The 26,162-nt window shown below is 44.5% G+C and carries 21 protein-coding genes and 1 tRNA gene; 17 read left to right on the forward strand and 5 right to left on the reverse strand.

Annotation, left to right across the window (positions count from 1 at the left end):
* Window position 1 precedes the first annotated feature (1 nt).
* The 9 genes from lspA to SHAL_RS05785 all read left to right on the forward strand — a co-directional run bounded on the left by lspA (window position 2) and on the right by SHAL_RS05785 (window position 8,370).
* Entirely contained in the window at window positions 2–514 is a 513-nt protein-coding gene (lspA, locus tag SHAL_RS05745) for a signal peptidase II (RefSeq protein WP_012276245.1), read from the forward strand.
* A 14-nt stretch (window positions 515–528) separates the two neighbouring features.
* Window positions 529–942: an FKBP-type peptidyl-prolyl cis-trans isomerase gene (fkpB, locus tag SHAL_RS05750; RefSeq protein WP_398364930.1), complete on the forward strand. Its 414-nt coding sequence runs from the start codon at window positions 529–531 to the stop codon at window positions 940–942.
* Window positions 943–944: 2 nt separating this feature from the next.
* Entirely contained in the window at window positions 945–1,874 is a 930-nt protein-coding gene (gene ispH, locus SHAL_RS05755) for a 4-hydroxy-3-methylbut-2-enyl diphosphate reductase (protein ID WP_012276247.1), read from the forward strand.
* Window positions 1,875–2,119: 245 nt separating this feature from the next.
* Window positions 2,120–2,641 (forward strand): type IV pilus modification protein PilV, encoded by a 522-nt coding sequence (gene pilV, locus SHAL_RS05760; RefSeq protein WP_012276248.1) that lies wholly within the window; start codon window positions 2,120–2,122, stop codon window positions 2,639–2,641.
* Window positions 2,642–3,622, forward strand: a complete 981-nt coding sequence (locus tag SHAL_RS05765) for a PilW family protein (RefSeq protein ID WP_012276249.1) — start codon at window positions 2,642–2,644, stop codon at window positions 3,620–3,622.
* Window positions 3,623–3,634: 12 nt separating this feature from the next.
* Entirely contained in the window at window positions 3,635–4,069 is a 435-nt protein-coding gene (locus tag SHAL_RS05770; protein WP_012276250.1) for a pilus assembly PilX family protein, read from the forward strand.
* 4 nt (window positions 4,070–4,073) lie between these two features.
* Window positions 4,074–7,670 (forward strand): pilus assembly protein, encoded by a 3,597-nt coding sequence (locus tag SHAL_RS05775; protein ID WP_012276251.1) that lies wholly within the window; start codon window positions 4,074–4,076, stop codon window positions 7,668–7,670.
* Between the two features lie 2 nt (window positions 7,671–7,672).
* On the forward strand, window positions 7,673–8,062 hold the full coding sequence (locus tag SHAL_RS05780; protein ID WP_012276252.1) for a type IV pilin protein: 390 nt from the start codon (window positions 7,673–7,675) through the stop codon (window positions 8,060–8,062).
* The gene (locus SHAL_RS05785) at window positions 8,062–8,370 is read left to right on the forward strand and encodes a TapY2 family type IVa secretion system protein (RefSeq protein WP_012276253.1); all 309 of its coding nucleotides are present in this window, start codon (window positions 8,062–8,064) and stop codon (window positions 8,368–8,370) included. The genes SHAL_RS05780 and SHAL_RS05785 overlap by 1 nt, the downstream gene beginning before the upstream one ends.
* 126 nt (window positions 8,371–8,496) lie before the next feature.
* Here SHAL_RS05785 and SHAL_RS05790 read toward each other — a convergent pair whose 3' ends face one another.
* Complete coding sequence (locus SHAL_RS05790; RefSeq protein WP_012276254.1) at window positions 8,497–8,988, reverse strand: GspH/FimT family pseudopilin; 492 nt, start codon at window positions 8,986–8,988, stop codon at window positions 8,497–8,499.
* A 140-nt stretch (window positions 8,989–9,128) separates the two neighbouring features.
* Window positions 9,129–9,644, reverse strand: a complete 516-nt coding sequence (locus tag SHAL_RS05795) for a GspH/FimT family pseudopilin (RefSeq protein WP_012276255.1) — start codon at window positions 9,642–9,644, stop codon at window positions 9,129–9,131.
* 245 nt (window positions 9,645–9,889) lie between these two features.
* Between SHAL_RS05795 and SHAL_RS05800 the strand changes: the two genes are divergently transcribed.
* Entirely contained in the window at window positions 9,890–10,228 is a 339-nt protein-coding gene (locus SHAL_RS05800; protein ID WP_012154353.1) for a P-II family nitrogen regulator, read from the forward strand.
* Between the two features lie 66 nt (window positions 10,229–10,294).
* Here the strand turns inward: SHAL_RS05800 and SHAL_RS05805 are convergent, their stop codons facing one another.
* The gene (locus SHAL_RS05805; RefSeq protein WP_012276256.1) at window positions 10,295–11,311 is read right to left on the reverse strand and encodes a LacI family DNA-binding transcriptional regulator; all 1,017 of its coding nucleotides are present in this window, start codon (window positions 11,309–11,311) and stop codon (window positions 10,295–10,297) included.
* Between the two features lie 421 nt (window positions 11,312–11,732).
* Between SHAL_RS05805 and SHAL_RS05810 the strand changes: the two genes are divergently transcribed.
* On the forward strand, window positions 11,733–14,360 hold the full coding sequence (locus SHAL_RS05810; protein ID WP_012276257.1) for a TonB-dependent receptor: 2,628 nt from the start codon (window positions 11,733–11,735) through the stop codon (window positions 14,358–14,360).
* A 156-nt stretch (window positions 14,361–14,516) separates the two neighbouring features.
* Entirely contained in the window at window positions 14,517–16,043 is a 1,527-nt protein-coding gene (locus SHAL_RS05815) for a tryptophan halogenase family protein (RefSeq protein ID WP_012276258.1), read from the forward strand.
* A gap of 58 nt (window positions 16,044–16,101) precedes the next feature.
* Here SHAL_RS05815 and SHAL_RS05820 read toward each other — a convergent pair whose 3' ends face one another.
* Entirely contained in the window at window positions 16,102–16,830 is a 729-nt protein-coding gene (locus SHAL_RS05820) for a SapC family protein (protein WP_012276259.1), read from the reverse strand.
* Between the two features lie 713 nt (window positions 16,831–17,543).
* On the opposite strand from SHAL_RS05820, the gene SHAL_RS05825 reads away from it, so the two are divergent.
* The 5 genes from SHAL_RS05825 to SHAL_RS05845 all read left to right on the forward strand — a co-directional run bounded on the left by SHAL_RS05825 (window position 17,544) and on the right by SHAL_RS05845 (window position 25,510).
* Complete coding sequence (locus SHAL_RS05825; protein ID WP_012276260.1) at window positions 17,544–20,249, forward strand: beta-N-acetylhexosaminidase; 2,706 nt, start codon at window positions 17,544–17,546, stop codon at window positions 20,247–20,249.
* Window positions 20,250–20,489: 240 nt separating this feature from the next.
* On the forward strand, window positions 20,490–21,386 hold the full coding sequence (nagK, locus tag SHAL_RS05830) for an N-acetylglucosamine kinase (RefSeq protein WP_012276261.1): 897 nt from the start codon (window positions 20,490–20,492) through the stop codon (window positions 21,384–21,386).
* Window positions 21,387–21,461: 75 nt separating this feature from the next.
* The gene (gene nagA, locus SHAL_RS05835) at window positions 21,462–22,595 is read left to right on the forward strand and encodes an N-acetylglucosamine-6-phosphate deacetylase (protein ID WP_012276262.1); all 1,134 of its coding nucleotides are present in this window, start codon (window positions 21,462–21,464) and stop codon (window positions 22,593–22,595) included.
* A 118-nt stretch (window positions 22,596–22,713) separates the two neighbouring features.
* Complete coding sequence (nagX, locus tag SHAL_RS05840; RefSeq protein WP_012276263.1) at window positions 22,714–23,910, forward strand: transmembrane glucosamine N-acetyltransferase NagX; 1,197 nt, start codon at window positions 22,714–22,716, stop codon at window positions 23,908–23,910.
* A gap of 286 nt (window positions 23,911–24,196) precedes the next feature.
* A complete protein-coding gene (locus tag SHAL_RS05845) occupies window positions 24,197–25,510 on the forward strand; it encodes a sugar MFS transporter (protein ID WP_012276264.1) in 1,314 nt (437 codons plus the stop codon).
* Between the two features lie 571 nt (window positions 25,511–26,081).
* Here SHAL_RS05845 and SHAL_RS05850 read toward each other — a convergent pair.
* Window positions 26,082–26,157: transfer RNA gene (locus tag SHAL_RS05850), tRNA-Thr, on the reverse strand.
* Window positions 26,158–26,162: the final 5 nt, after the last annotated feature.

Below are 26,162 nucleotides of genomic sequence, written 5' to 3' on the forward strand. Positions count from 1 at the left end.
GATGCCAACTAACTGGAAAGACAGTGGTCTGCGTTGGTATTGGGTAGTCGTGTTGGTGTTTGTTGCCGATCAACTATCTAAGCAGTGGGTGTTGTCGAATTTTGAACTTTACGAGTCGATACAGTTATTGCCCATTTTTAACTTTACCTATGTGCGCAACTATGGCGCTGCATTTAGCTTTTTAAGCGATGCTGGTGGCTGGCAACGTTGGTTGTTCACCTTCGTTGCGGTTGGCTTTAGCGTAGTGTTATCAGTTTGGCTGCGTCAGCAGCCAAGCAAGATGTGGCGCTTAAACTTAGCCTATACCTTAGTGATTGGTGGTGCGTTAGGTAACTTAATTGATCGTCTGCAGCATGGCTTTGTGGTCGACTTTTTAGATTTTTATTGGAATACCAGTCACTTCCCAGCATTTAATATCGCCGATTCGGCAATTTGTGTGGGCGCAGCACTTATCATCTTAGACTCATTTGTTACGGGTAAAGATGATAAAAAAACTGATGGTATAAAGGAGTAGCTCAAGTGTCAGAGATGCATTCAATTTTATGTCATATGAATATCGTGCTTGAAGACGGCTCCACCGCTGAAAGCACACGCTCAAGTGGCAAGCCTGCAAGGTTTAATGTGGGGGATGAAAGCTTAAGCCCTGCGTTTGAAGCTGAAATTATCAACCTTAAACAAGGTGATAAACACAGTTTTACATTGCAGAGTGCTGACACGTTCGGGGAATCTAACCCTGATGCGGTGCACCATATGGACAGGAGCCGCTTTCCTGCTGATATGGCCCTTGAACCCGGTGTGATCGTAAGCTTCTCAGGCCCTGGTGGCAGTGAAATTCCTGGTATGGTCAGAGATGTGGTTGGCGACTCGGTAACTATCGATCTGAACCACCCATTGGCGGGGCAAGTGCTCACCTTTGAACTCGAAGTGGTACAGGTATTGTAATTATGAATATTCTTTTGGCAAACCCACGTGGTTTCTGTGCGGGCGTCGATCGTGCTATTAGCATTGTTGAGCGAGCATTAGAACTATTTTCGCCCCCTATTTACGTACGACATGAAGTGGTGCATAACCGCTATGTGGTGCAGAATCTAAAAGATCGCGGTGCAGTATTTGTTGAAGAACTGGATCAGGTGCCTGACGAGAGTATCGTCATCTTTAGTGCTCACGGCGTATCTCAAGCGGTTCGCCACGAGGCTAAAAGACGTGGCCTTAAAGTGTTTGATGCAACCTGTCCGCTAGTCACCAAGGTTCACCTACAGGTTGCAAGGGCTAGCCGTAAAGGCATTGAGTGCATCTTAATTGGCCACGCCGGCCATCCTGAAGTTGAAGGTACCATGGGGCAGTATGATAACCCCGCTGGCGGCGTTCATTTAGTTGAGTCGCCAGAAGACGTTGCTAATCTTGTGGTTAAAGATCCCGATAATCTGTGTTTTGTTACTCAAACCACCTTGTCTATGGATGATACGACTGATGTGATTGCATCCTTGCAAAGCAAGTACCCTTCAATCGAGGGGCCGCGTAAGGACGATATCTGTTATGCAACGCAGAACCGCCAAGATGCGGTACGTAATGTGGCAGAAAAAGTTGAGTTGTTTATCGTGGTGGGCTCAAAGAACAGTTCAAATTCGAACCGTCTGCGTGAGTTAGCACAGAAGAAAGGTACAACGGCTTTCTTAGTCGATAACGCCGACGATGTTGATCCGTCATGGTTTAACGGTATTCAACATGTCGCCGTCACAGCTGGGGCTTCGGCACCTGAGGTACTGGTTAAGCAGGTTGTTGATGCTATAGCTAAAATGGCACCGAGTGTGATCACCGAGGTCGAAGGACGTCTAGAGGACACTGTGTTTGCTGTACCCGCAGAGCTACGCTGATCTATAACGAAAGTTGGCTCCAAACTGAAATAAATAAAAAGAGGCTTAGGCCTCTTTTTTTTGCTTAAAAATTAGTGATTTCAACGGTTGATAATACGAAGGGAGTAAGGTTACGGCCTTTTGTAACATTCGACTAATTTACTATTAACGTGTATGCTGTTTTAACACTTATAAGTAACCGATTTAAAACGGTAAAATCAAAATATTAACGTCAATAATATGACGAATGCAAGAGGATTGACGGAATGGAGACCAGAGAGAAAGGACTTTCTTTAATTGAAGTACTCGTCGCTTTGGTTATTTTAACCGTTGGTCTAGTTGGCGTCTTTAACCTTCATATCATTTCTAAACGTGGTAGTTTCGAGTCTTTTCAGCAGACTCAGGCCTCTTATTATGCTAACGATATTATTAACCGTATGAGGCTTAATCCTGGGCAGTTAGCAGGTTATGTTGGTAATTTTAGTGGTACGCCACCAATTCCTACCCCCGCCTGTACAGGGGCTGCACTATGTTCTCCTGCGCAGACTGTGGGCTGGGATCTATATGAGTGGCGAGCAGCATTTATCGGGCAAGCAGAAACTGTCGGGGCTCAAAATGTTGGAGGGTTGGATACAGCCACTGGGTGTATAGCTATTAACGGCAATACAGTCACTGTCATCATGTCGTGGCAGGGAATAAGGTCTACATCAGATTCTGCAAACTTTCCCGATTGCGGAAGTTCAAGTGATCGCCGACGAGTTTACTCCATTCAAACGGTGATTATTTAAATGAAACACTTCGCTAAAAATAGCCCCTCTATACAGTATGGCATGTCACTCGTTGAGTTGATGGTTGCCATGGTGATCAGCCTGTTTTTGTCTGCCGGTATTCTTACCATGTTCAGTATGTCTTCATCTAACGTGACCACCACCAGTCAGTTTAATCAGCTACAGGAAAACGGTCGTATTGCACTGACTATCATGGAGCGAGATATTAGCCAGCTTGGTTTCATGGGGGATCTGACTGGCACCGACTTTGTTGTAGGTGTTAATACTACTGTCGATTCAGCTCTTGCCGCGGCCGATGATTGTATTGGTGCCGGCTTAAATAATGCGACTCTTCCTAATAATCAGCCAGCTCACTTTAGACGATTGTGGGGCTATGAAAGCGGTTTGAGTACGGACAGTTTGTCGTGTTTGACTGGAGTAAAAGAAAGGACCGATGTCATACAGATAAAACGTTTTATTGGCCCTAGTGTTGCAGCAGGTATAAATACTGGATATTACGTGTCAACAACGGCTAGTCAGGCCATATTTTTTAATGATGGCACCCCATCTTCTAATCTGCTAAATGCACGAATTTGGGAGTATCAACAGCACGTATATTATATCGATGAAGCAAATGGTATTCCTATGTTAAACCGCAAAACCCTTAGCGTAACAGGCATGAAAAATGATGAGCAGTTAGTCGAGGGGATTGAGAATATCCGTTTTCTATATGGCTTTGATAACGATGGCGATAGCACCCCAGAACGTTATATTCCTGCCGAAAGTGTGACCTCCCTAATGTGGGACAATGAGTCATTTCAGCGTTTAGTTGCCATCAAAATTTATGTTTTAGTGCGCTCAACAGAGCAAGATAAGAGTTATACCAACGAAACGTTGTATAAGTTGGGCGACAAAACAATCGCCGCACCAAAAGATAATTACAGACGTAAAATCATGTCAACAACGGTAGTTCTGGAAAACCCAGTACTCATTCGAAGTTAAGCGGGGGCTTTGATGAAGAAACAACAAGGCGTTGTGCTTTTTTTTGCGCTGGTCGTGCTGGTTATTATGACGGTGATAGGCGTTGCGCTTGCTGTTAATTCAACTCAGTCTTTGCGTATGGCCGGTGCTGGCGCGGAAAGAGTTGAAGCCAAAGCGATTGCCGATGGTGGATTGGCACAGGTCATCGCTGATAACTCAGGTGCTCCTTTCGCTAATCTTCCCGATATTGCAACCGCAGAACTGTTTGGCGGGTCTCAAGTGCTGACTCCGTTACCTGAAGCGGGAGTACGAGATGTCGCTTGTCAACGTACTTCTAATGCAACTGGTGCAAATCTTGTGAGTTGTCGGCGGGTTCAGATCACTAGCACGGTGACATTTGGTCGAGATAATCTGGGAACACTCACAGTTGCCTCGGGTGTAGAGCAACAAGTGCTGACAGGGAATTAGGGTTATGATTAAAAATCTATTTTGTAGTGCAATCGCTGCCTCGATAATCGTTTCTGCCTGTAGCTTTGCAGATGATACGGAGCTTTACCTTGTCGATCCCAATAAGGCGACGGGGAAACTACCTCAAGTGTTATTTATTTTTGATAACTCCGGCAGTATGTCCACAGAAGATCAGAATGCGGTAAGTAAGTATTGCTCTGCAGCGGGAAAAGCGGCAGGTGACTGTAGTTACGCCGATGGCTTTGAGGATTACTTAGCGGGTTATTCTGGTTATATCAATGGAGCTGGGATCTATTGGAATGCTGGCGGGATAGATAATACCAGCAGCATGCCTGTGCCGGACGTGCCGAAGGATTCTCGCCGGTTCTATGCTGATAATAATAACTGCAATAAGGCCGCTATTGCACTAAAAGAGAGAGGTCGCTATACCGGCTACCTGCGCGAATTTAAATCCAGTGGTCAGACTGGTAAGTGGGTTTCACTAGCTGAAAACGAGGGCTTCAATCAAGGGGCAATAGTCGATTGCCAACAAGATATACTGGAGTTTGACTCGAAAAACCCCGGCAGGAAAAAGCAGGGCGGCGGCACGGTTGCATTTGATAATGGTTATCCGATTGATACAAAAGCCATGTATACCGCAGGTTCAGATGCAGCAGCCCAAGCGCAGAGTGTTGCTGAGACGGACTTTGGAGAGGGGAACCCTGTAACCCTTTACACATCGCATTATTTGGTTTGGTATCAGTGGGTGACCACAACAGATGATGGTCAGAACAGTGGCGGTACCGGAACCCGGTTGGAAGTTGCTAAATCCGCTCTAAGTAACGCTTTGGAAACTTTGAAAATCCCTATCGAAGCGAGCTTAGCAGTATTTAATTTAAATTACCCCGATGAGTATGAAATCGATGGTGGCAGGATTGTCTCTAGTATGAAAGATATAAGACAAAACACTGCTAATTTAGCGAGCTTCATCTCTTTAATCAATGGTATGCCAGCGCAAACCAATACTCCTTTATGTGAGACATTATATGAGGCTCATCAGTATTTTAGCGGTGGCGCTGTAATCTACGGCAATAAAGACAGTAATGCTCAAGGGCATTACAAGATTGATGGTTATGTCCCCAATAGTCCTCCTAGTATCCAAATGTCAGGAAGTTATACAAGCCCGTTTAAGAAGTGCCCTGATACGGCTTATGTGATCTATATTACCGATGGCGCGCCTACCTTAGATAGTGCTGCAGACGGTTACATTAAGACGCTCACTGATAACGCTGCTGAAACTGGTAACTACGGACCTTTCGACTTTACTAATACGAGGGGGAACACGCAGACCAGTTACCTTCCAGCCTTAGCGTCTTATATGTATAACAACGATCTTGTGGTGGGTAATAAGGACTCTTCTGGAGTCGATAATAAGCAAAATGTCATGTTGTCGACGATTGGCTTTTCCGATGGCGCCGATGCGGCTGCCACCTTATTAGAGGAGGCGGCTTATCGAGGTGGTTATGCTAGGAGAGATAATGGTGTGTCTAAAGGTTACTATGTGGCAAAAACTGGGCTAGCGTTGGAAACAGCTTTAGAAGATGCACTTAAGTCGATTTTATCAGTAGACTCCTCGTTTACTTCACCCAGTATTGCCAGTAATAACTTCGATAAGACCCAAACCTATAACTCCGCCTATTTTGCGATGTTTTTACCTGGAGATGGCCCACGATGGAGTGGCAACCTTAAAAAGTTAAAAGTAACATCGGCCGGTGATATCGTAGGTCCTGGTGGTACATCTAAGGCTATCGATGCCGCTGGCAATATAAGTGCGAGCACTTGCACTTATTGGAATATATGTACATCTTCTAATGCAGATGGTAATAAAGTGAATTCTGGAGGGGTACTGCCCGCTTTAAGAAAGGCCCTTAAGAGCAGGGTATTATATACCAATAACAGTAGCAGTTTACTGAGCGTTGAAGATGTCGCTTCTTCATCTATGTACACACTGCTTGGTAAACCTACCATCGACTCTGTAGTCGTTGATTCTGAAACAATATCGGTACGGCAACACTTAGATTGGCTCTATGGTGTTGATGTCGATGATGATGATAATGATGAGAATCGCACTGAGGCGAGAATGGATGTGATGGGGGACCCGCTACATTCTAAACCGTTAGCCATTAACTTTGGTGCATCTTCTACAAGCTTGGACGTGCGGATCTTGGTGGGGACTAACCAAGGGTTAGTACATATGTTTAAAGACTCTGATAGCGGCAGTAAAGATTACTCAGTGGGAACAGTCGAAGAGTCTTGGGCATTTATTCCAGCAGAGCTTTTATCCAATGTTTCGGCATTGAAATCGAACCTACCGACCGGTAAGCACAGTGTTTATGGCATGGACTTATCCCCTGTTGCCTATACCGAAACTGACTCTACAGGAAAGGTGAATAAAGCTTGGGTTTATTTAGGGATGCGCCGTGGTGGCATGTCTTACTATGCGCTCGATATTACTAACCCCGATCAACCGAAATTTAAGTGGAAAATTGATTCTAATGCCACAGGTCTAGAAGAGTTGGGGCAAACATGGTCAGAACCAGTAGTTACCTTTATTCCTGGAATTGAGAGTCCGGTATTGATATTCGGTGGCGGTATGGCGTCACCAGATGGCACAGGTGAAGCGGTTTATATTGTCAATGCCGATACAGGCGCCTACATAGATAAGTTTACAGACTCGAGTATGAGCAGTATTCCCAATAAAGTCGCTGTGCTCGACAGTAACAATGATGGTGTGACCGATCGCATCTATGCAACCGATATCAGTGGTAATGTATGGCGTATGGACTTGCCTTCAAAAGTAAGCAGTGATTGGTCTGTGTTTCAGTTTGCTTCAATAAGCGCGTCTTTGTCACCAAATAATCGTATGTTCTTTGCAGAACCTGCAGTCGCACAAACGCAGTTTAATAATATTCATAGTCAGTCAGGAACGCTGAGTTATCAAAACATCCCTTATGATGCCGTCACAGTGGGAACAGGTAACCGTACGAACCCGTTAAATACCAGTACAGATGATATGTTTTATGTTTTCCAAGACAGAAACGTAGTTACCAAGACATTTTCAGGAACGAATGTTCCTAGCCCCTTGGAGCTGACGGACCTATATGATGTTACCTCGTCAGCACCAATAACCGAGAGTGACAATGTCGCCTTTGGCAAAAAGCGGGGCTGGTATTACTTGTTATCTGCTACGGGGGAGAAGAGCCTTTCTGCAGCACTTATTTTTGATGGTAAGGTCTACTTCACTTCCTTTATCCCGCCAACTAACAACGAAATTAATTTGGATGCTGGCATTTGTGGCTTCTCTGGCCAAGGTAGACTCTATGTCTTCGATTTACACAGAGGGACGAGAACTAATAGTCAGCTTTATTATGAAGTTGGAGAGCGAGTTCCCGACACTCCACAAATTGTAATCCCTGAGTCTGAAGACGGAGAGGAGTCAAAGGCCTATATTATCGGTGTAGGCAAAGGGGAGTGCGAAAATGGCGAGTGTAAAGGAACCGTTGAGCTTGGTAGTGGTTTAACGACTAATCGAATCTATTACCATTTGGATGAGAGTAATTAGTAATGCATAAAACAAGAGGTTTTACCTTAATTGAGCTGATGATTGTGGTTGCTATCGTGGGGATCTTGGCGTCTATTGCTTATCCTTCCTATATTGATTATGTGACAAAGAGTGCTCGTTCAGAAGGCGTTGCGGCAGTATTGAGAGTGGCTAATCTTCAAGAGCAGTATTACTTGGATAATCGCGCTTTTGCTACGGATTTGAAGAAGCTTGGACTTAGCGCTAGCCCATTTATTACTGAAAGTGGCCACTACAGTATTGCTTCTGCTGGTACTGCTGCTTTCACCATCACCGCGACAGCAATAGGCGCACAAGCTAGTCGAGACTCGACTTGCGCTACGATAACTCTGACTCATGCGGGTATTAAGGGTCCATCAAAGGAGTGTTGGTAATGATAAGGCTTAAATATTTGTTTTTGACTAGTGCAGCGGCGCTGTTATTTCCGACCTCCCAAGCGCTTGCTGTTGAATATCAAGAATACAAGTGCCATGTAGTGAGTAGCAAAAAGGGAGAACAAGTCGTTTTTTACCGCTGGAAGGTATCAGATTTTAAGCTTAAGTTCGCGAGTTTGCCGGGTAAGCAGTTAACGGATCATAAAGGTAAAAAGTACTTTATTAGGGATGCAACAGAGTGCGTTCCGTTAACTAAAGACTTTAGTTCTGAAAAGGCTAGGCGAGTCGATGAACGCACACTGAGATAGCGTTGAGGTAATTTAGATGCCTTAGACACCGACTAAAGGGAGGAATGAGTCATCTAACGAAGTTATTAAGTATAATTTCGCAATGAAAACTAGAGCGTCATCTTTTTTGAAGTTTTTACTTACAGGTTAACAGCTGTTTCCCTCTGCGCCATAAGAAACTAAGCCACTGGCGCTAACCTTAACACTTTTAGAGTTAGTTGCTTTACCATTTGGGCAGTAGATAATGTCACCGCCAGATGAAAGCCCTTCAGAGGAAAATGTTATCAAGGCTGCCGGGCCTTTAACTTTGTCGTTGGTGTTGAAACCATCTATTGCACGCAACTCTTTATTCGTGCCACCAGCATCTGTAAGGTAGACTCTGATCCCTTTTTGCCAATCTGTTGTGCTACCGCAAGATGTCTGACTCGCCAATGAGCAAACGTTAACTCTGGAGCCATAACTGACGGCTTGGTTACGAGCAAAAGCTAAGATGTTGTGGATTTTCTCAACATTACTATTAACTCGAGTTTGCTCATACATTGAGACTAAGGAGGGGACCGCAATTGATAATAATATCCCTGCGACAACAATTGTTATCATAAGCTCTACTAAAGTGAATCCTTGCTTCTTGTTCAACATATGCGCAATCCTTTCAGTCCCTTCCAATTCATGCCTGCTAGCATTATAAGCGAGAAAGTTTAGTATTTCAGCATATAAGTCATTCTTTTTTAAAGTCAATATCTTGTCATGTTTAGCGGTTTTGACATGTGGAATATTATTTAGTTTGAACATTCTATGTTTGTTGCTTGGGAGAATCGGACCCTTCCGGCTTGATTTACAATTACTGCTTTGGAGTAAGGGCTGGTGGCGGAGGAGGGGCAGTACCTTAGTGTACCGTTAGAACCGGATGCTAAGCCATCAGAGTGAAATCGGACGGAGGTTCTATTGTAGCTTACGATATCTTGCGGATTGAAAGGAGATGTTTGAAGGAGAATCTTATCGGTATCATCTATTTGATTCTTGTCACCTGAATCGGTAAAAACAGTAAGACCTAAGCGCCAGTCTTTGCTGCAACTATCACTTGCAATAGGGCATACCGTAACCCTAACCCCGAAGCTAATTGCGGAATTTCTGGCATATTGTAGAGTCTGTTGTATAACACGAATAGCTGACTTGGCTCTTTGTGCCTCGTAAAACTGGCTTAACGAGGGAACGGCGATCACGATTAGAATCGTCGCTACGACAAGAGTAACCATCAGCTCGATTAAGGTAAAACCGGCAGTTCTGTGGTGCATTTTAACTCTTCCTTGAGTCAGTTTTAATATTTACATCCTGTAAATATTGGAGGGGATTAAAGCTAAAGTGTAGCTTACGAATGACTAATTTAAGCACTAATGGATATATTGTTCGGTTATATGAAGACAGCATTTACTTTTGAGTGCAGCAACAAATCACTTTAGACTTCTGAGTTTTGTCACTGCGTGATAAGCTACGTCGTTATTAAATAGCGTCTTACAGCAAGTTTTTAGGGAGTTTTACAATGAAAAAAGTCGAAGCCATTATTAAACCATTCAAGTTAGATGATGTGCGTGAGTCACTTGCTGATATTGGTATTACTGGTATGACTGTTTCTGAAGTAAAAGGCTTTGGTCGTCAAAAGGGACATACTGAGCTTTATCGCGGCGCTGAGTACATGGTCGACTTTCTGCCAAAAGTTAAGATTGAATTAGTGATACAAGATGAACTTTTAGAGCAGGCGTTGGAAGTCATCGTAGATACTGCACGTACAGGTAAAATTGGCGACGGTAAGATTTTTGTCACTGATATTGAACGTGTTATTCGTATTCGTACTGGTGAAGAGAACGAAGAAGCGGTATAGCATTGAGCGACTTTTTCGCATTATCTGCTTTTGCAAATAATGCGAAGAAGTAGAGTTCTGTTTTCGTTAAGCTCTTGGTTTGGCTGATGAGTCTCTAATAACAGGCTCTGGCAGGAATACTTTGGTCTGATCTGACTTTTCTTCTCGGCGCCTAGCTATCAGTAATTCAGTTGCGATATGCGCGATCTCTTCGTTAGGCTGATGCACTGTGGTGAGTTTTGGCCAAGTTTGACGAGAGAATGGGCTATCTTCAAACCCAACAATAGAGATATCAGACGGAATATCGACACCTTCGAGTCTTGCTGCAAATAATGCACCTGCGGCAATCTCATCATTACAAGCGACAATAGCCGTCGGCCTCACCTGTTTCTCAAGTAAGATTTTCGCCCCTTGAACGCCAGACTCAAACGAATACTTCCCATCTATAATATTGCTTTCATTGAGTGAGATATTGTTATCTTTCAATGCCTGCTTAAACCCAGCTAAACGCTCTTTGGTCGATTCATGTTCATGATCACCGCTCAAGAAGGCGATATTCTTATGGCCAAGATCAATCAGATGCTGCGTAATTGAAATCGCACCGGATCTGTCGTTAACCAGAACGGCTAAACCTGAGCCTGATTCAACTTTTTCACCTGCAATAATACGCACATAGCTGGCATCGATTTTATCGAGTGCCGCTAAGATCACCGGATCTTCAGACAGCGGCGGTGTTAGCACTAAACCAGATAAACGGTTGTGCTTAACTAATTTAGTCAGGTCTTCACAGATGTTATCTGCCCGGGAATTACACGGGTGAATAAGCAACTCGTAACCCAAATCTTTGCACGCAGAGAGAATGCCATTTTGCATATCGATGATGTAGTAAGCATTGGGATTATCATATATAAAACCAATTACATATGATTTTGTCCCAGCCAAATTTCTTGCCGCTAAGTTAGGCTGATAGTTTAGCTCTCTAATAGCAGTATTCACTTTATCGATAGTTTCTTGCTTTACCGAAGGTTCATTATTTGTGACCCGTGATACTGTTTTAATCGATACGCCTGCATGTTTGGCGACATCATTTATGGTGACTTTCATTAAGCAGGATTCTCGTTAGTTACACATTCTGTGCTGCCAAATCATGGTAACACAAGATTAACAAACAGCGCTGAGATGGTGCAATTTGTCCTCAAATTTAGCGGTATAGTGCGAAGTTTTATCCGAATTAGCAATGATAAGCTGGCAACTTTTTGTCTTTTTTCGTCATAACCAAAAAAAATTCACTTGTTGGTCACAATGGTTACGGTTATTTAACTGGCTGTATTTTAATGATTATTACATCGAATAATATCGGTCGTTGTTGTTTTATCCGATTATAATGAGCCGGTCGGTTATTTTGTTGTGGCGAAGCTGTTAATTATTGTGTAATGTTTGCCCTAGACATGACAGCGTTGTCATTCCGCTTCTGGAATGGTTATGGAAATAAAAAAAAGATAATAAGTTATGGAAGGGAAACGAGATGCGACCATCTACCTTTAAGAAAAGTGTACTAGCTACAAATATCGCGCTGCTGATGAGTGGAGCAATGTCAGTTTCTGCTATGGCAGCGGAGGCTGATGCGAAAACCGCAGCGGCAGACGAAAACATTGAGAAAATTGAAGTTCGCGGTATGCGCGCCTCAATGAAAGCGTCAATCAATGAAAAAAGATTTTCGGATTCAGTTGTTGATGCAATAACGGCTGAAGATATTGGTAAGTTTCCCGATGGCGATGTGGGTGAGTCACTCGCTCGAATCCCTGGCGTTACCGTTAACCGTCAGTTTGGCCAAGGTCAACAAGTTTCCATTCGTGGCGCATCGAGCCAGCTAACCCGTACCTTATTAAATGGCCACGCTGTTGCATCAACAGGTTGGTTCGATCAGCAAGCTATTGACCGTAGCTTTAACTATTCACTACTACCGCCTGAGATGGTAAGTGGTATTGAGGTTTACAAGTCATCCCAAGCAGACCTTCCAGAAGGTGGTATTGGTGGTACGGTAATCGTTAAAACTCGTAAACCACTGGATCTTGATGCAAATACTGTTTTTGTTAGTGCAAAAGGCGATTACGGTACGATTTCTGAGAGTACCGACCCTGAGCTTTCAGGTCTTTATAGCTGGAAAAACGATAACGAAAACTTCGGTATATTAGTCTCTGCAGCGGGCTCTGAAACTGATTACCAACGCAACGGTATTGAGACTCTGCTTGGTTGGGGTGAGATAGTTCCGACAACGTTCCAACAAGATCGTAAGCGTACCGCCATCAATGTGGCTGCGCAGTATCGTCCAACCGATGCGCTAGAGTTTGGTGTGACTTATACCGGCTTAGAGATGAAAGCAAATAATGCCAATACCTCTATCTTCCTATTCCCTACTCAGCAAGGCGAAAATACTTGTAATCAAACAAATGCCGCCGGCGTCTGTACTGATATTACCCATACTGGTGAAGGTGGATTTGCATGGGCTCAAACCTGGGCGCGTAAAGCAAAAATGACTTCAGATACCATTGATTTTGATTTCAACTATGAAGCAGACAACTTTACTGTTGATGGCCGCGTTGGTAACACTAAATCAGATGGTGGTACTAGCTTAACCTCTAACTACGGTGGCTCTATCGGCCAACCTGGTGATTTTGCTGGTCATTATGATGCGACTGGTAAAATTATTAATATCGATATTGCCAATAAAGACTTTGATGCTGGTGATTTTAATGGCGACCTGTCTACAGCCGCATGGGCATTGAAGAAGCAGCCAAACAGCGATGAAGAAACCTATGCCGATTTAAACTTCACAATCCCTGTAGAGTTAGGTGCGATTACCTCATTTAAGACCGGCGTTCGTTATGCTGATCATGATGTAACTCAGCAAACTGATATTGCAACTGTCGGTGACATTGCAGTGCGTGATGCATCATATTATTACGATGGCACCATCTCATCAGGTGCGGGCTTTACTCTGCCAAAACCCAACTTTGATGCAATGATCAACGATGCGAATGCCGCTATTACCGGTTTTGAGCGTGATAAGTCGGGTTACGGTACATTGAATGAGAAAAACTTCTCTATGTACGCCATGGCAACGTTCCAGTCTGAAGGTATTCGCGGTAACGTCGGTCTACGCTATGTGTCTAGCGATGTTAAGTCTGATTATTATGCATTAAGTAATACCGGCGAGTTTGCAGATAACCTCAGTACTGATAAAGCCAGCTACAGTGATGTATTACCAAGCATTAACATTGCCTTTGATTTAACCTCAGATTTAATTTTACGTACAACCGCCGCTCAGGTGATGTCACGCCCTAACTACTCTGAGTTGTTTGCGACATCGACACTGCCAGGTCTTAATGACGGAACGCCTGGTAACGAAAAGTTAAATCGTGGTTCTGTCTCACTTGACCCATTTAAAGCCACTCAAGCGGATGTGAGTCTTGAGTGGTACTTTGGTGGTGAAGGTCTAGCTGCAATTACCTACTTCATTAAAGATGTTAATTCGTTTATCTCTACTCGCCAGAAGCTTAACCAGCAGATTGGAATCGAAGATAATGATTTGATAGCTCAAGGTGGCAGCACTTGCGGTGATGGAGTTTACGATTGCTGGACAGTGAGTGAGAAGTACAATGCTGAAGGTGGTCGCATCGAAGGTGTTGAACTACAACTTCAGGACTCTTTCGATAATGGTCTAGGCTACTCGGCGAACTATACTTTTGCTGATGCTGCATCTCCATCAGAAAACTACCCAGACCATGTGGGTGTGTTCTCTGATTCATCTAAGCACACAGTTAACTTAGTCGGTTTCTATGAGATGGACTCATTCTCCGCACGTCTTGCCTATAACTGGCGCAGTGAGTACATGATGCGTGAGCTGCCAGGTTTCTACGGCAACCGTCAGCACGAAGACTATGGCACACTTGATTTAAGTGCATCATACAGCGTAACAGAGTGGATGGACGTGACTTTCGAAGCTGTTAACCTGACAGAAGAAGATAGCGTTCAAACGGGTGTAGCTGCAGCAGATAACCCTGATGTTATCTCTGAGTTTAAGGCTGACTACCCAGTGTGGAGCTTTGAAGGCGAAGCTCGCTACAAGGTTGGTGTAGCATTCCGCTTCTAGTCAATAAAATATAGTCGTAACCTAAAAGCCCAGCATTTGCTGGGCTTTTTATTGAAAATATAAAATCAGTTAACGCTAATTAAACTCAGTGGCCCTTTTCGGGAAATAAAATTAAGGCAGGTAAGTGCTAGATCTTACTGTTTACTGGAGGTAATGATGGATATTAAAAGAGTTGCGATTGTAGGGGGCGGTACTGCGGGCTGGCTAGCGGCCAACCATCTAGGTAAAGCGCTGCTTAACAATGAGCAGCTATCAATCACGTTAATCGAATCTCCAGATATCCCAACCATTGGGGTCGGAGAGGGCACTGTGCCCGCTATACGTCAGTCGCTTAAAAGCTTTGGTATAAGTGAGACTGAACTTATTCGTCGCTGTGATGTGACTTTTAAACAGTCGATAAAGTTCGTTAATTGGCTCGACAAGCATAAACATGGGCAAGATAATTTTTATCATCACCTATTCGATATGCCGGGTTCTGTGATGGAGGAGTTAACCGAACGCTGGCTATCGAAGAAAGAGAGCCGCTACGCAGGCTCCGTATCGCCGCAGCATGCAGTGTGTGGGGCTTTTAGGGCGCCAAAGAATATAAGCGATCCGGAATATGCGGGAAAGCTTGGTTATGCCTACCACCTTAATGCGGCTAAGTTTGCCGAATTACTCGGTGAGAATGCTAAAGAGCGTTTTAGGGTGGAGCATATTCGCGCGACTGTGCAGGAGGTTATTCTTGGACAAGGCGGAGAGATAAAATCGCTAGTTACAGATAGCGCAGGTACATTAGATTTTGACTTCTATATCGATTGCACTGGCTTTGCTTCATTATTGATAGATAAGGCGCTCAAAGTTCCTTTTGTTAATAAGGCTGAACAGCTGTTTGTCGATAAGGCGGTTGTTGTTCAAGTTCCTACTGCGGGTGATGATATTATTCCTCCCTTTACCATCTCGACCGCCCATCAGGCCGGCTGGATTTGGGATATTGCTTTGAGTAACCGCCGTGGCGTGGGCTTTGTCTATTCCTCTAAGTATATGGATGATGAGACGGCAATTAATAAATTGAATAAATATCTAGGCGGAAAGCTTGTTGCTCATCAACACCGAGTTATCCCTATGACAGTTGGCTATCGCGAACGCTCTTGGGAGAAAAACTGCGTAGTTCTCGGTTTAGCACAAGGCTTTTTGGAGCCCTTAGAGGCCACTTCGATTCTTTTAACGGATTTTTCCGCCGGATTGTTAGCACAGCGTTTCCCTACTTCTACTTTACAGCTTCCTAGAATACAGCAGCGTTTTAATCACGTCATGAACTACGCATGGGAGCGAGTCGTCGACTTTATCAAGCTGCATTACTGCCTGTCAGATCGCGATGACTCACCATTTTGGGTGGATAACCGCGATCCAGCAACTATGTCAGATGAGCTAAAAAACCGTTTGGCAATGTGGCAAGATTTTGTACCGAGTCGGGAGGACTTCTTTAGCAAGTTTGAGGTCTTTGACTTAGAGAATTACCTCTATGTTCTATATGGTATGGAGCATACACCTAAGGGTAAGGTTTGTTGCGAACAGCGATGCGCAGACAGCAACGTTTTACAGCAGAGGTTAAATACTTTGGCCACACACCTTGTTACCGAGCTGCCACAGCATAGAGACTTGCTGGAGAAAATAAAGCGTTACGGTTTACAAAAGCTATAGTGAATTACGGTTATGAGCCAAGTCCCATGATAGCGAACTTGACTCAATATTTAAGGGCTTAACGAGTCAAATCGTAGTGGTTTTGTTTTTCAATAAGGCGAGGGATCTGCTGCAGTGATAGAAGGTGCGCATAGATTAGTGGCAACAGGCCATTATCTTTAAAAGATAAGAACTCTTCATTACTCAGCTGATTTAGTGCCTGCTCATCAATCACGTAAATGCCGTCGATATTAATAGGCTGCTGACTTTCGGCTAGCTTTATCGTTAGCTGTTTTGCCGTGAACAAACTCTTGGACGCTAACAGCTGACAAATTTTGTCTGTCTGTTCATTAAAAGCGGCGATATCTAATAGTGCTTGAGTTCGTTTTTTAAGGTACTCACTCTGTTCTTTATTATCGTCAAATAAGCGTTGTGAATTCTCGCCGGCCTCAGTCACTAACGGGCTCTCGGTATCGATGCAGATAAGCACGTTATCACTTTCTTTGCTGGTTTTAACTAAAGATAAGGGCGCATTACTAAAGCCTCGAGGCTTTATCATTGCAGGCCACTCACCTGTTTGGCAGTAGAGGTTTAGCCCGTTTTTAACTCCCATCATGGCGATAGGAATAAACTGTCCTGTTTCGCTGTTCTTAACAAACACCAATGGAAACTCGGTCGCTAATTGATGGAACTCGTGGAACACAACCGGAATAAGCTGCTGTTCGGCGAAGCGGCGGTAGTCCTGAGACTCGCTAACGCACATTTCAAGGTGGGTATCAGAGTTAAGTGGGACGATATTATTATTCATTGTTATTGGGTCCTTGAGCGTTAAAGCAATGAGAAGGCTAACACCTGAGTGCTGCGCGTCTGGTTGTTCTTGTTGTACGTCTTGTTGTACGTCTTGTTGTGTTGGTTTTGTTGTGAATAGGTATACTTCTAAGTGACAACGTTGTCAATTAAACCCTAGACGTAATAGTTTTCCTGATCTGGAGCGCTGTGCCTTAGCTTACTCGGTAGTCGGGTTTATCTAGTTTGATATAGTGTAACCTTTTGTTTTTAGGCATATATCCACCAACAGGTTGCTTCGATAAGAGTCGTCATTGGAAGGGGGCGAATATCAATCACCGCTAAATGTCAGATAAATGTAGTTGTTTTGTACGATTATGTGTATATTCTACATGACAGCGTTGTCATCTGCTTGTGTGACAGCTTGTTTGTAAGGTATTCATGGCTGGGAAGAGGTCTCCCCGCTCATGTTTTGACAAACAATTATGTTTGTTACTCCTATATAGTCTCTCCCCAGAAACTAGCGTGGGCCGAGTACTTTATGTGTACTCGGCCATTTTTTTATCTGGCAACAATAGGAGCGTCCTAGACTGCACATTGAGAGACAAGCATGTTAGAACCTAAGTAATTACCTAAGTAATAACGAGTTCTCGTTAATTTCCATCAGGGGGGGAATAACGAGGCAGAGCTTGAGCATTTCACCTTTAAATAACAATAGAAATCATAGGGAATGTAATGAAGATTAAAGTGATAGTTTCAGCGGTAGCACTCGCGTTGTCTGTTGGTGCTTGTTCTAAGCAGAATGAATCTGAAGAGACTGCTAGCGTTATCTCCCCCACTGAGCAAAGCACACTTGTTAGTCAGCCTGTAAACGGCTCTGACTTTACTCAAGCTTCATTGAACCAAATTGGCGAGACGCTCGATATTAGCTATCGCGTGGTGACTAACGTTCCCGATGGCCATTGTGACCAAAATACGGTAGATGGCCGCTGTTTCTTGGCTGAAATAGACCTGACTTCTCAAGTCGATATAGACAATAAAGATTGGGCTATCTACTACTCGCAAATGCGCCCAATTCAAAGCATCGTGGGTGATGAGTTCACTATCACTCGTATTCAAGGCGATCTACACAAAATAGCTCCGGCAGCGGGCTTTAGTGGTATTAAAAAGGGCCAAACTAAAACGATTCAATTTCGCGGTGAGCTGTGGCAGTTATCTGAAACAGATGCCATGCCTAACTACTATATCGTTGCCGATGATCTAGAACCCGTCATCATTGGCAGTACTCAGGTAGCAGTTGACTCGGAAACTGGCATGGAAGTACGCCCCTATGTCAGTGCTTTTACCGACAGCGATACCCAATATAAACGCCGTGAAACCGATAAGCTTGAGTGGGCAACTACTGAGGTATTATATCGTAATAATCTCAACACGCCTGTAGATGCCAGCTTAGCAGAGAATACGATTTTACCAACACCATCAAAGGTTTCATTGAAAATAGATGCGAAACCTGTATCACTAAAAGATGGGCTAAAGCTTGAGCTTAATGATGTCAGTCTAGAGGCCGTTGATGCCGCGCTGCAGCGTTTAGCACGTATTGGTGTTGGGCAAAGTGATGCTGAGATTGGTCGTGGAATTAGCACTGCACTATTACCCTTAACCGCTCCTAGCGCAAAGGGCGAGTATCGTCTTGATATCTCAAGCAATGGGATTAAAGTTTTTGCCGCAGATGATGCGGGCTTCTCCTATGGTTTAGCCTCACTGGCAGCATTGGTTGATGTTGATACATTAACCGTTAATCCGCTGCTGGTGGAAGATGCGCCGCGCTATGATTTTCGAGGAATGCATATCGATGTATCGCGCAACTTCCATAGCAAGCAGCTAGTTTTAGATCTATTAGATCAGATGGCGGCCTATAAGCTCAATAAGTTACATCTGCATATGGCGGATGATGAAGGTTGGCGTTTAGAGATAGCAGACTTACCTGAGCTAACAGAAGTCGGTAGCAAGCGCTGTCATGATCTTAATGAAGATACCTGTCTACTACCTCAGTTAGGAAGTGGTCCCTTTAGCAATACTAAGGTCAATGGTTACTATAGCAAAGCCGATTATATCGAGATCTTACAGTATGCGGCAGCGAGACAAATACAGGTGATCCCATCGATGGATATGCCGGGGCATTCCCGCGCGGCAATCAAGTCGATGGAAGCGAGGTATCGTAAGCTAATGGCGCAGGATAAAGCTGCAGAAGCAAATGAATACCTGTTATCAGATAGCCAAGATAAAACGGTTTATTCATCGATTCAGTACTATAACGATAACACCTTGAATGTGTGTATGGAGTCGACCTTTACCTTTATCGATAAGGTTATCGATGAAATTGCTAAGATGCACCAACAAGCGGGTGTGCCGCTTAATCTTTATCATATCGGCGCCGATGAAACCGCTGGGGCTTGGTTAGAGTCGCCTGTATGTAAGGCCTTTATCGCCAATAACGATAAAGGCGTGACAAATATGCAAGATCTTGGCGCCTACTTTATCGAGAGAACGTCTAAGTTATTAGCGGCCAAAGGTATTGAAGCGGCAGGGTGGAGCGATGGCATGAGCCATACTCGCCCTGAAAATATGCCCAAGCAGGTGCAATCAAATATTTGGGACGTGGTTGCTCATGGTGGACATAAACGCGCCCATACTCAGGCTAATCTTAATTGGCAAGCGGTATTAGGCCAGCCTGAAGTCCTCTATTTTGACTTTCCCTATGAGGCCGATCCAAAAGAGCACGGCTATTACTGGGCGAGCCGTAATACCAATTCGCAAAAAATCCACAGCTTTATGGCGGGTAACTTACCAGCAAACGCCGAGCAATGGACTGATATCGAAGCGCTGCCGTTTGAAGCCGACGATATGCTAAAAAAAGATGAAGCGGGTAAAATCATTAGTGGGCCACTAAAAGCATCGATTCGTTTTGCAGGTATTCAAGGCCAACTATGGAGCGAAACAGTGCGCAGTGATGATGTGGCTGAATACATGATGTTTCCTCGTCTGATGATGCTAGCAGAGCGTGCATGGCACAAGCCAGAGTGGGAAGTGCCATATCAATACCAAGGTGCGGTTTATAATCAGCAAAGTGGTTATTTCACGAAAGAGATGCGTCAAGCACAAGCCAAAGATTGGCACCGCGTGGCAAACACCTTAGGTGCTAAAGAGCTATTAAAGCTAGATAAAGCAGGTATTGCCTATCGAGTACCGACACCCGGTGCTGTCATAAATGACGGTAAATTGTTTGCCAATGTTATTTTCCCAGGACTTAGCATTGAATACCGTGATGCTAAAGGACAGTGGCAGGCATATTCCGATGGCGTAACGGTTACCGCGCCTGTTGAGGTGCGTGTGATTGCGGCTGATGGCAAGCGTAAAGGGCGCATTTTAGTTGTTAATTAACAATTGCTTAATAGGTGTGTTAGTTGTACATGTAAGAAGCCGTTAAGCTTGAACGTAGCAGTGCTAAAGGCATTGCTACGTTTTTTTTGCTTTTAATGAGCAAGTTTAAAAAAACAAATGACAACGCTGTCATTACTGTTGTAACATAAAGTTAACTTGGTGGGTGTTATTCGCGTTATGCGTATATAAAGCCCAGCTCCATTCTGCGCTAAAAGAATGAGAACAATAAAGAGGTCTGTCATGGGCATGAGCCAGATGAAACAAGAGTCCCTATACATTGGAATCGATGGTGGCGGCAGTAAGTGCCGTGCAACAATTTACACTCATGATTATCGCATTTTAGGTACGGGTGTCGCAGGACGCGCCAATCCACTTCATGGTTTAGCCCAAACATTTCAATCAATTGAAGAGTCTACTCAATTGGCACTGACTGATGCGGGTCTTACTCCTGCTGATAGCAAGCGATTAATCGCGGGCCTCGGTTTAGCGGGCGTTAATGTGCCTCGGCTTTATCAAGATATTGCAACTTGGCAGCATCCGTTTGCCAGTATGTATTTGACTACCGACTTACATACAGCCTGCATTGGAGCGCATCAAGGTCAAGATGGGGCGGTTATTATCACCGGTACAGGCTCTTGTGGTTACGCTCGTGTAGCAGAAAAAGAGCTGTTCTTAGGCGGCCACGGCTTTGCCTTAGGTGATAAGGGAAGTGGTGCTTGGCTTGGACTTAAGGCGAGTGAGAGCGCATTGTTAGATTTAGATGGTTTTGGTGAGAAAACCTTATTAACTCAGCGACTATATGATTACTTTGAGGTTAATTGTGCATTAGGCATTGTTGAAAACCTCGCAGGGCAGTCATCGAGTACCTACGCCAAGCTTGCTAGAATCGTGTTTGAATGCGCGGCGCAAAACGATGGTGTCGCGCTGGATATTGTTCGTGAAGGCGCAAGTTATATTAGCGAGCTTGCCAGAAAATTATTTGAGCTTAATCCACCACGATTTTCTATGATAGGTGGGCTAGCTGAGCCTCTAGCGTCTTGGTTAGATGAAGATGTCTTAAACGAACTTTCCCCCACTTTACAGCCACCAGAGTGGGGCGCAGCATTTTATGCTCAGCAACAACATGTTAGCGCTTAAGTGCTGCATACATAGCAAATAGACGAAAAGTTGATACCCAATATACTCCGCCACACTTGAGTAAGTGAGAATAAAATGAAGCAGACGATAATTGCAGATCGCGTGTTTGATGGAACTCGATTCCATACTGACTTACCTATCACCTTTGAAGATGGTCACATCTTAGCTTTTGACACCTCGAAAGGGGCTGAAGAGTCACGCTTAAATGGCCTTATTGCACCTGGCTTTATTGATGTACAAGTTAATGGCGGTGGAGGGGTGTTATTTAATGCCTCTGCGAGTTTAAAAGGCATCGAAACCATTGGCCAAGCTCATGCCAAATTTGGCACTACGGCTTATTTGCCGACGCTAATTACCGATGATGTCAGTGTTATGCGTCAGGCCGCTGATGCGGTCGCTGAGGCGGTAAAATTAAATAGTGCAGGAGTTGTCGGTGTTCATTTTGAAGGGCCGCACTTAAGTGTGCCTAAAAAAGGGGTGCACCCGCAGCCACATATCAGGCGTATTTCAGATGCTGAGCTTGAAGTCTTTGGTCGCCAAGACTTAGGCATTAAAGTGGTAACGCTTGCGCCAGAGAATGTCTCACCTGAGGTGATAGAGGCCTTAGTCAAAGCTGGTGTTAAAGTCTGTTTAGGCCACTCGAATGCCGATTACGATACGGTTAAAAGAGCACTCGCAGCCGGCGCTACAGGCTTTACCCATCTATATAATGCCATGTCAGCACTGGACTCTAGAAACCCTGGCATGGTTGGTGCGGCGCTAGAGAGTCAAGATGCTTGGTGTGGCTTGATTGTTGATGGTCACCATGTGCATCCCGCTTCGGCAAGAGTGGCAATCAATGCCAAGCCTAAAGGCAAGGTGATGTTAGTTACCGATGCCATGCCGCCTGTAGGGCTGGATGAAGAGGTCAGCTTCGAGCTATTTGGTACTCAGGTGCAGCGAGTAGGCGATAGGCTTAATGCGGTAACTGGTGAGCTAGCGGGTTGCGTGCTCGATATGGCTGGGGCTGTGGCGAATACGGTCAAGATGTTGGGGCTTGAACCTGCTGAAGCACTGCGAATGGCATCTCTGTATCCCGCCCAGTTTCTAGGGTTAAGTGACAAGATGGGATCGCTGCAAGTTGGCGGGCGAGCCGATATGGTGCTTCTGGATAATAACTTTGGTGTTGAGCAAACCTTTATTGCTGGTGAGCTCGCTTTTAAGCGCTAGTCATCAGTTGAGCTCATCGGTTCCAATCAAAGTCTCTGTAGTGAATAGTAACTTGAAAAACACCGGAGACTTTGCTTTATAGTCAGTGCGTGAAAAGTGGTAGAAAAGGGCTGTTTAAATGACAACAATAATAACTAAACCCCAATCAAGTCTTATCGAGTCACACTTAAAATTACAGACTCAATCGATTGCCAAGTCTGAAGCAAAGCCTAGGCTTAAGTCTTTAGATGCTTTGCGTGGCTTTGATATGTTCTGGATCTTAGGCGGCGAGGCCATTTTTGCAGCGTTATTAGTACTGACTGGTTGGGCTGGCTTTAAGTGGTTTGATGGACAGATGCATCACAGTGTTTGGAATGGTTTTACTTTCTACGATTTGATTTTCCCGCTGTTCATCTTCCTCTCAGGCGTCGCGCTAGGCTTATCACCGAAACGACTGGACAAGTTACCCCTGCCTCCGCGCTTGCCACTATACAAACATGCAATAAAGCGACTGTTCCTATTACTGCTTTTTGGCGTTATCTATAACCATGGTTGGGGCACCGGAGCATCGTTTGCTGTCGGTGATATTCGCTATGCTAGCGTACTGGGTAGAATTGCCTTCGCATGGTTTTTCTGTGCACTTTTGGTTTGGCACACCAGTTTAAAAACTCAGATAGTGACTGCTATTGTCGTATTAGTCGGTTACGCCTTGCTGCAAGCCTTCCCTATGATGACATTAGATAGCAGCGGCGCCTTTAGTCAAACAGGCTCAATTAACGCCGCCGTCGATAGCCTGATATTGCCAGGCATAACTTATCAGAACGCTGCCGTCGATCCCGAGGGAATACTCTCGACCATTCCCGCCGTCGTCAATGGCTTGTTTGGTGTCTTTGTCGGGCACTTTATCGTCAAGCCACACGTTAAAGGTGAGTGGTTTAAGCTGGCGGTATTAGCCGCATCGGGTGTAGCCTTAGTTGCGCTGGGCTGGCTTATTTCTCCTCTTATCCCAGTGAATAAAACTCTGTGGACCAGCAGCTTTACCCTAGTGAGCTCAGGCTGGAGCATACTCTTCTTAGCCTTGTTTTACGCCGTTATTGATGTGGTCAAGGTGCAGAAATGGGCCTTTTTCTTTACGGTTATCGGCTGCAACTCCATTGTTATCTACATTGCGAGCAGTATCGTAAATTGGAAATACACCGCGCAAAGTTTATTTGGCCAACTGATCTCAGGCCTGCCTAATAATGCTCAGGCACTAGCTGGTGTTATCACTCTACTGTTGGTGCAGTGGCTGGTGCTTTACTGGATGTATAAGCGAAACATCTTCATTAAGGTTTAAGCTATTAATACTCAGCCTTGATTAAGCTCTTTTAGCCGAAGGCGGCTAGGGGAGAGGTAATAGGTTCAAATTAGCTATTTGAGTATAAATGACAGCGTTGTCTTTTTGGTCGTAATGTTTTAACATCGGTGAAACATTAGGCTTTGTACGAGTCTAAAATTTAAAGTCAAAGTTGAGAATATAAGCAGATGATAAGCTGCTTAGGTAAAGCGGTAACAATGAAGGATGGGGTAGCAGTTTAATCTGGTATCATAAAATTAATTACTATAAGAAGCAGGTTTAATACATGACAGCAACGACTCAGGCTCAAGCTAGCCCTAAGAGCAGTTTACTGCCTATGACCATTATCGGTGTGTTATTTTTTATCTTCGGATTTGTGACTTGGCTTAACGGCTCGCTAATCCCTTTTCTTAAAATCATCTGTGAGCTTAATGAATTCCAAGCCTTGTTTGTGACGTTTGCTTTTTACATTGCTTATACCGTGATGGCTCTGCCGATGTCATCGATACTTAAAAAAACTGGCTACAAAAACGGTATGGCTATTGGTTTGGCTATTATGGTTGTCGGCTCATTACTGTTTATCCCAGCGGCGCAGAGCGCAAACTTTACCCTATTCCTTGGTGCTCTGTTTGTATTAGGTACGGGCTTGACCATTTTGCAAACCGCATCAAATCCTTATGTAGTGCATATCGGCCCTAAAGAAAGTGCCGCGATGCGAATTAGTATCATGGGGCTTATCAATAAAGGTGCGGGCGTTATCGTGCCAATCTTGTTTACTGCATTAGTGCTGTCAGGCTTTGAAAACTTCACCGCAGATCACTTAGCGGCATTGAGTGAGGCTGACCGCCTAGCACAAATTAGTGAGTTATCTTCAAGATTGGTTATGCCATACATCTATATGGCTGTGGCGCTGACTTTCCTAATTGGTTTAGTCAAGTTCTCATCGCTTCCAGAGCTTGAGTTTGAAGCGGCAGAAGATCATCAAGAAAAAGGCAGCATTACTCATTTCCCTCAGGTGATCCTTGGCGCAGTCGCCTTGTTTGCCTATGTCGGTGTGGAAGTGATTGCCGGTGACACTATTGGTTTGTACGGTGAAAGCTTAGGGGTTCATAACTTTGCCTCACTAACGTCTTACACCATGGTGTTTATGGTATTTGGCTACATTATTGGTGTGACCTGTATTCCTAAGTTCATTAGCCAAGAGAAAGCTTTGCTTGGCTCTGCAATCGCTGGGATCCTCTGTATTGTCGGTGCGGCGCTAGGTTCGCGTGAAAGCACACTGATGGCCGATATCCTTTGGGGCTGGAGTGGTATTCCTGTGATCCCTAACACCGTCACCTTTGTCGCGTTAATGGGATTGGCACATGCACTAGTCTGGCCTTCAATTTGGCCTCTAGCACTAGAGGGCCTAGGTAAGTATACGGCTCAAGGCTCGGCACTGCTGATCATGGGGATCTCGGGTGGCGCAATACTGCCGCTAATTTTTGGTAAGGTAGCCTATTTTGCTGACAATACTCAGGTTGCTTATTGGGTCGGTCTGCCTTGTTATCTGTTCATCCTGTTTTATGCGCTAAAAGGCCATAAGATGCGTAGCTGGTAAATACTCGACACAAGCTCTATTTTGATTGGAGCAGTTATAAAGGAGCCTAAGGGCTCCTTTTTTGTTTTTAGTCATGATAAATAGAGAAAAGCTAAGACGGTAAAGGCCGGATAAGAGTCGGGGAGAAGCCGGAAAAAGCGAAGATGGAAAAGATAAGATCTCTGTAGGTCGGCATTTATGCCGTCATTGGTCTTAAAAAGGTAATGGATAGCTAGTAAGTGCTAAGACGGTAAAGGCCGGATAAGAGCTGGGTAGAAGCCGAGAAAAGCTCAGATGGAAAAGACGGAAGAGCAATGGCGAAAAGATAAGAGTTCTGTAGGTCGGCAGTTATGGCGTCATTGGTTTTAAAAAAGGTAATGGATAGCTAGTAAGTGCTAAGACGGTAAAGGCCAGATAAGAGCCGGGTAGAAGCCGAAAAAAGCTCAGATGGAAAAGCCGGAAGAGCACAGGCGAAAAGATAAGATCTCTGTAGGTCGGCATTTATGCCGTCATTGGTTTATAAAAAAGAGACTAGGTACGAGTAAATTGCAGATACAAAAAAGCCACTCAGTGAGTGGCTTTTTTGTTTTTATGGTGCCGGCACCAAGAGTCGAACTCGGGACCTACTGATTACAAGTCAGTTGCTCTACCAACTGAGCTATGCCGGCTTATT

The sequence above is a fragment of the Shewanella halifaxensis HAW-EB4 genome (assembly GCF_000019185.1).
In the GTDB taxonomy this organism is placed as follows: Bacteria; Pseudomonadota; Gammaproteobacteria; order Enterobacterales; family Shewanellaceae; genus Shewanella; species Shewanella halifaxensis.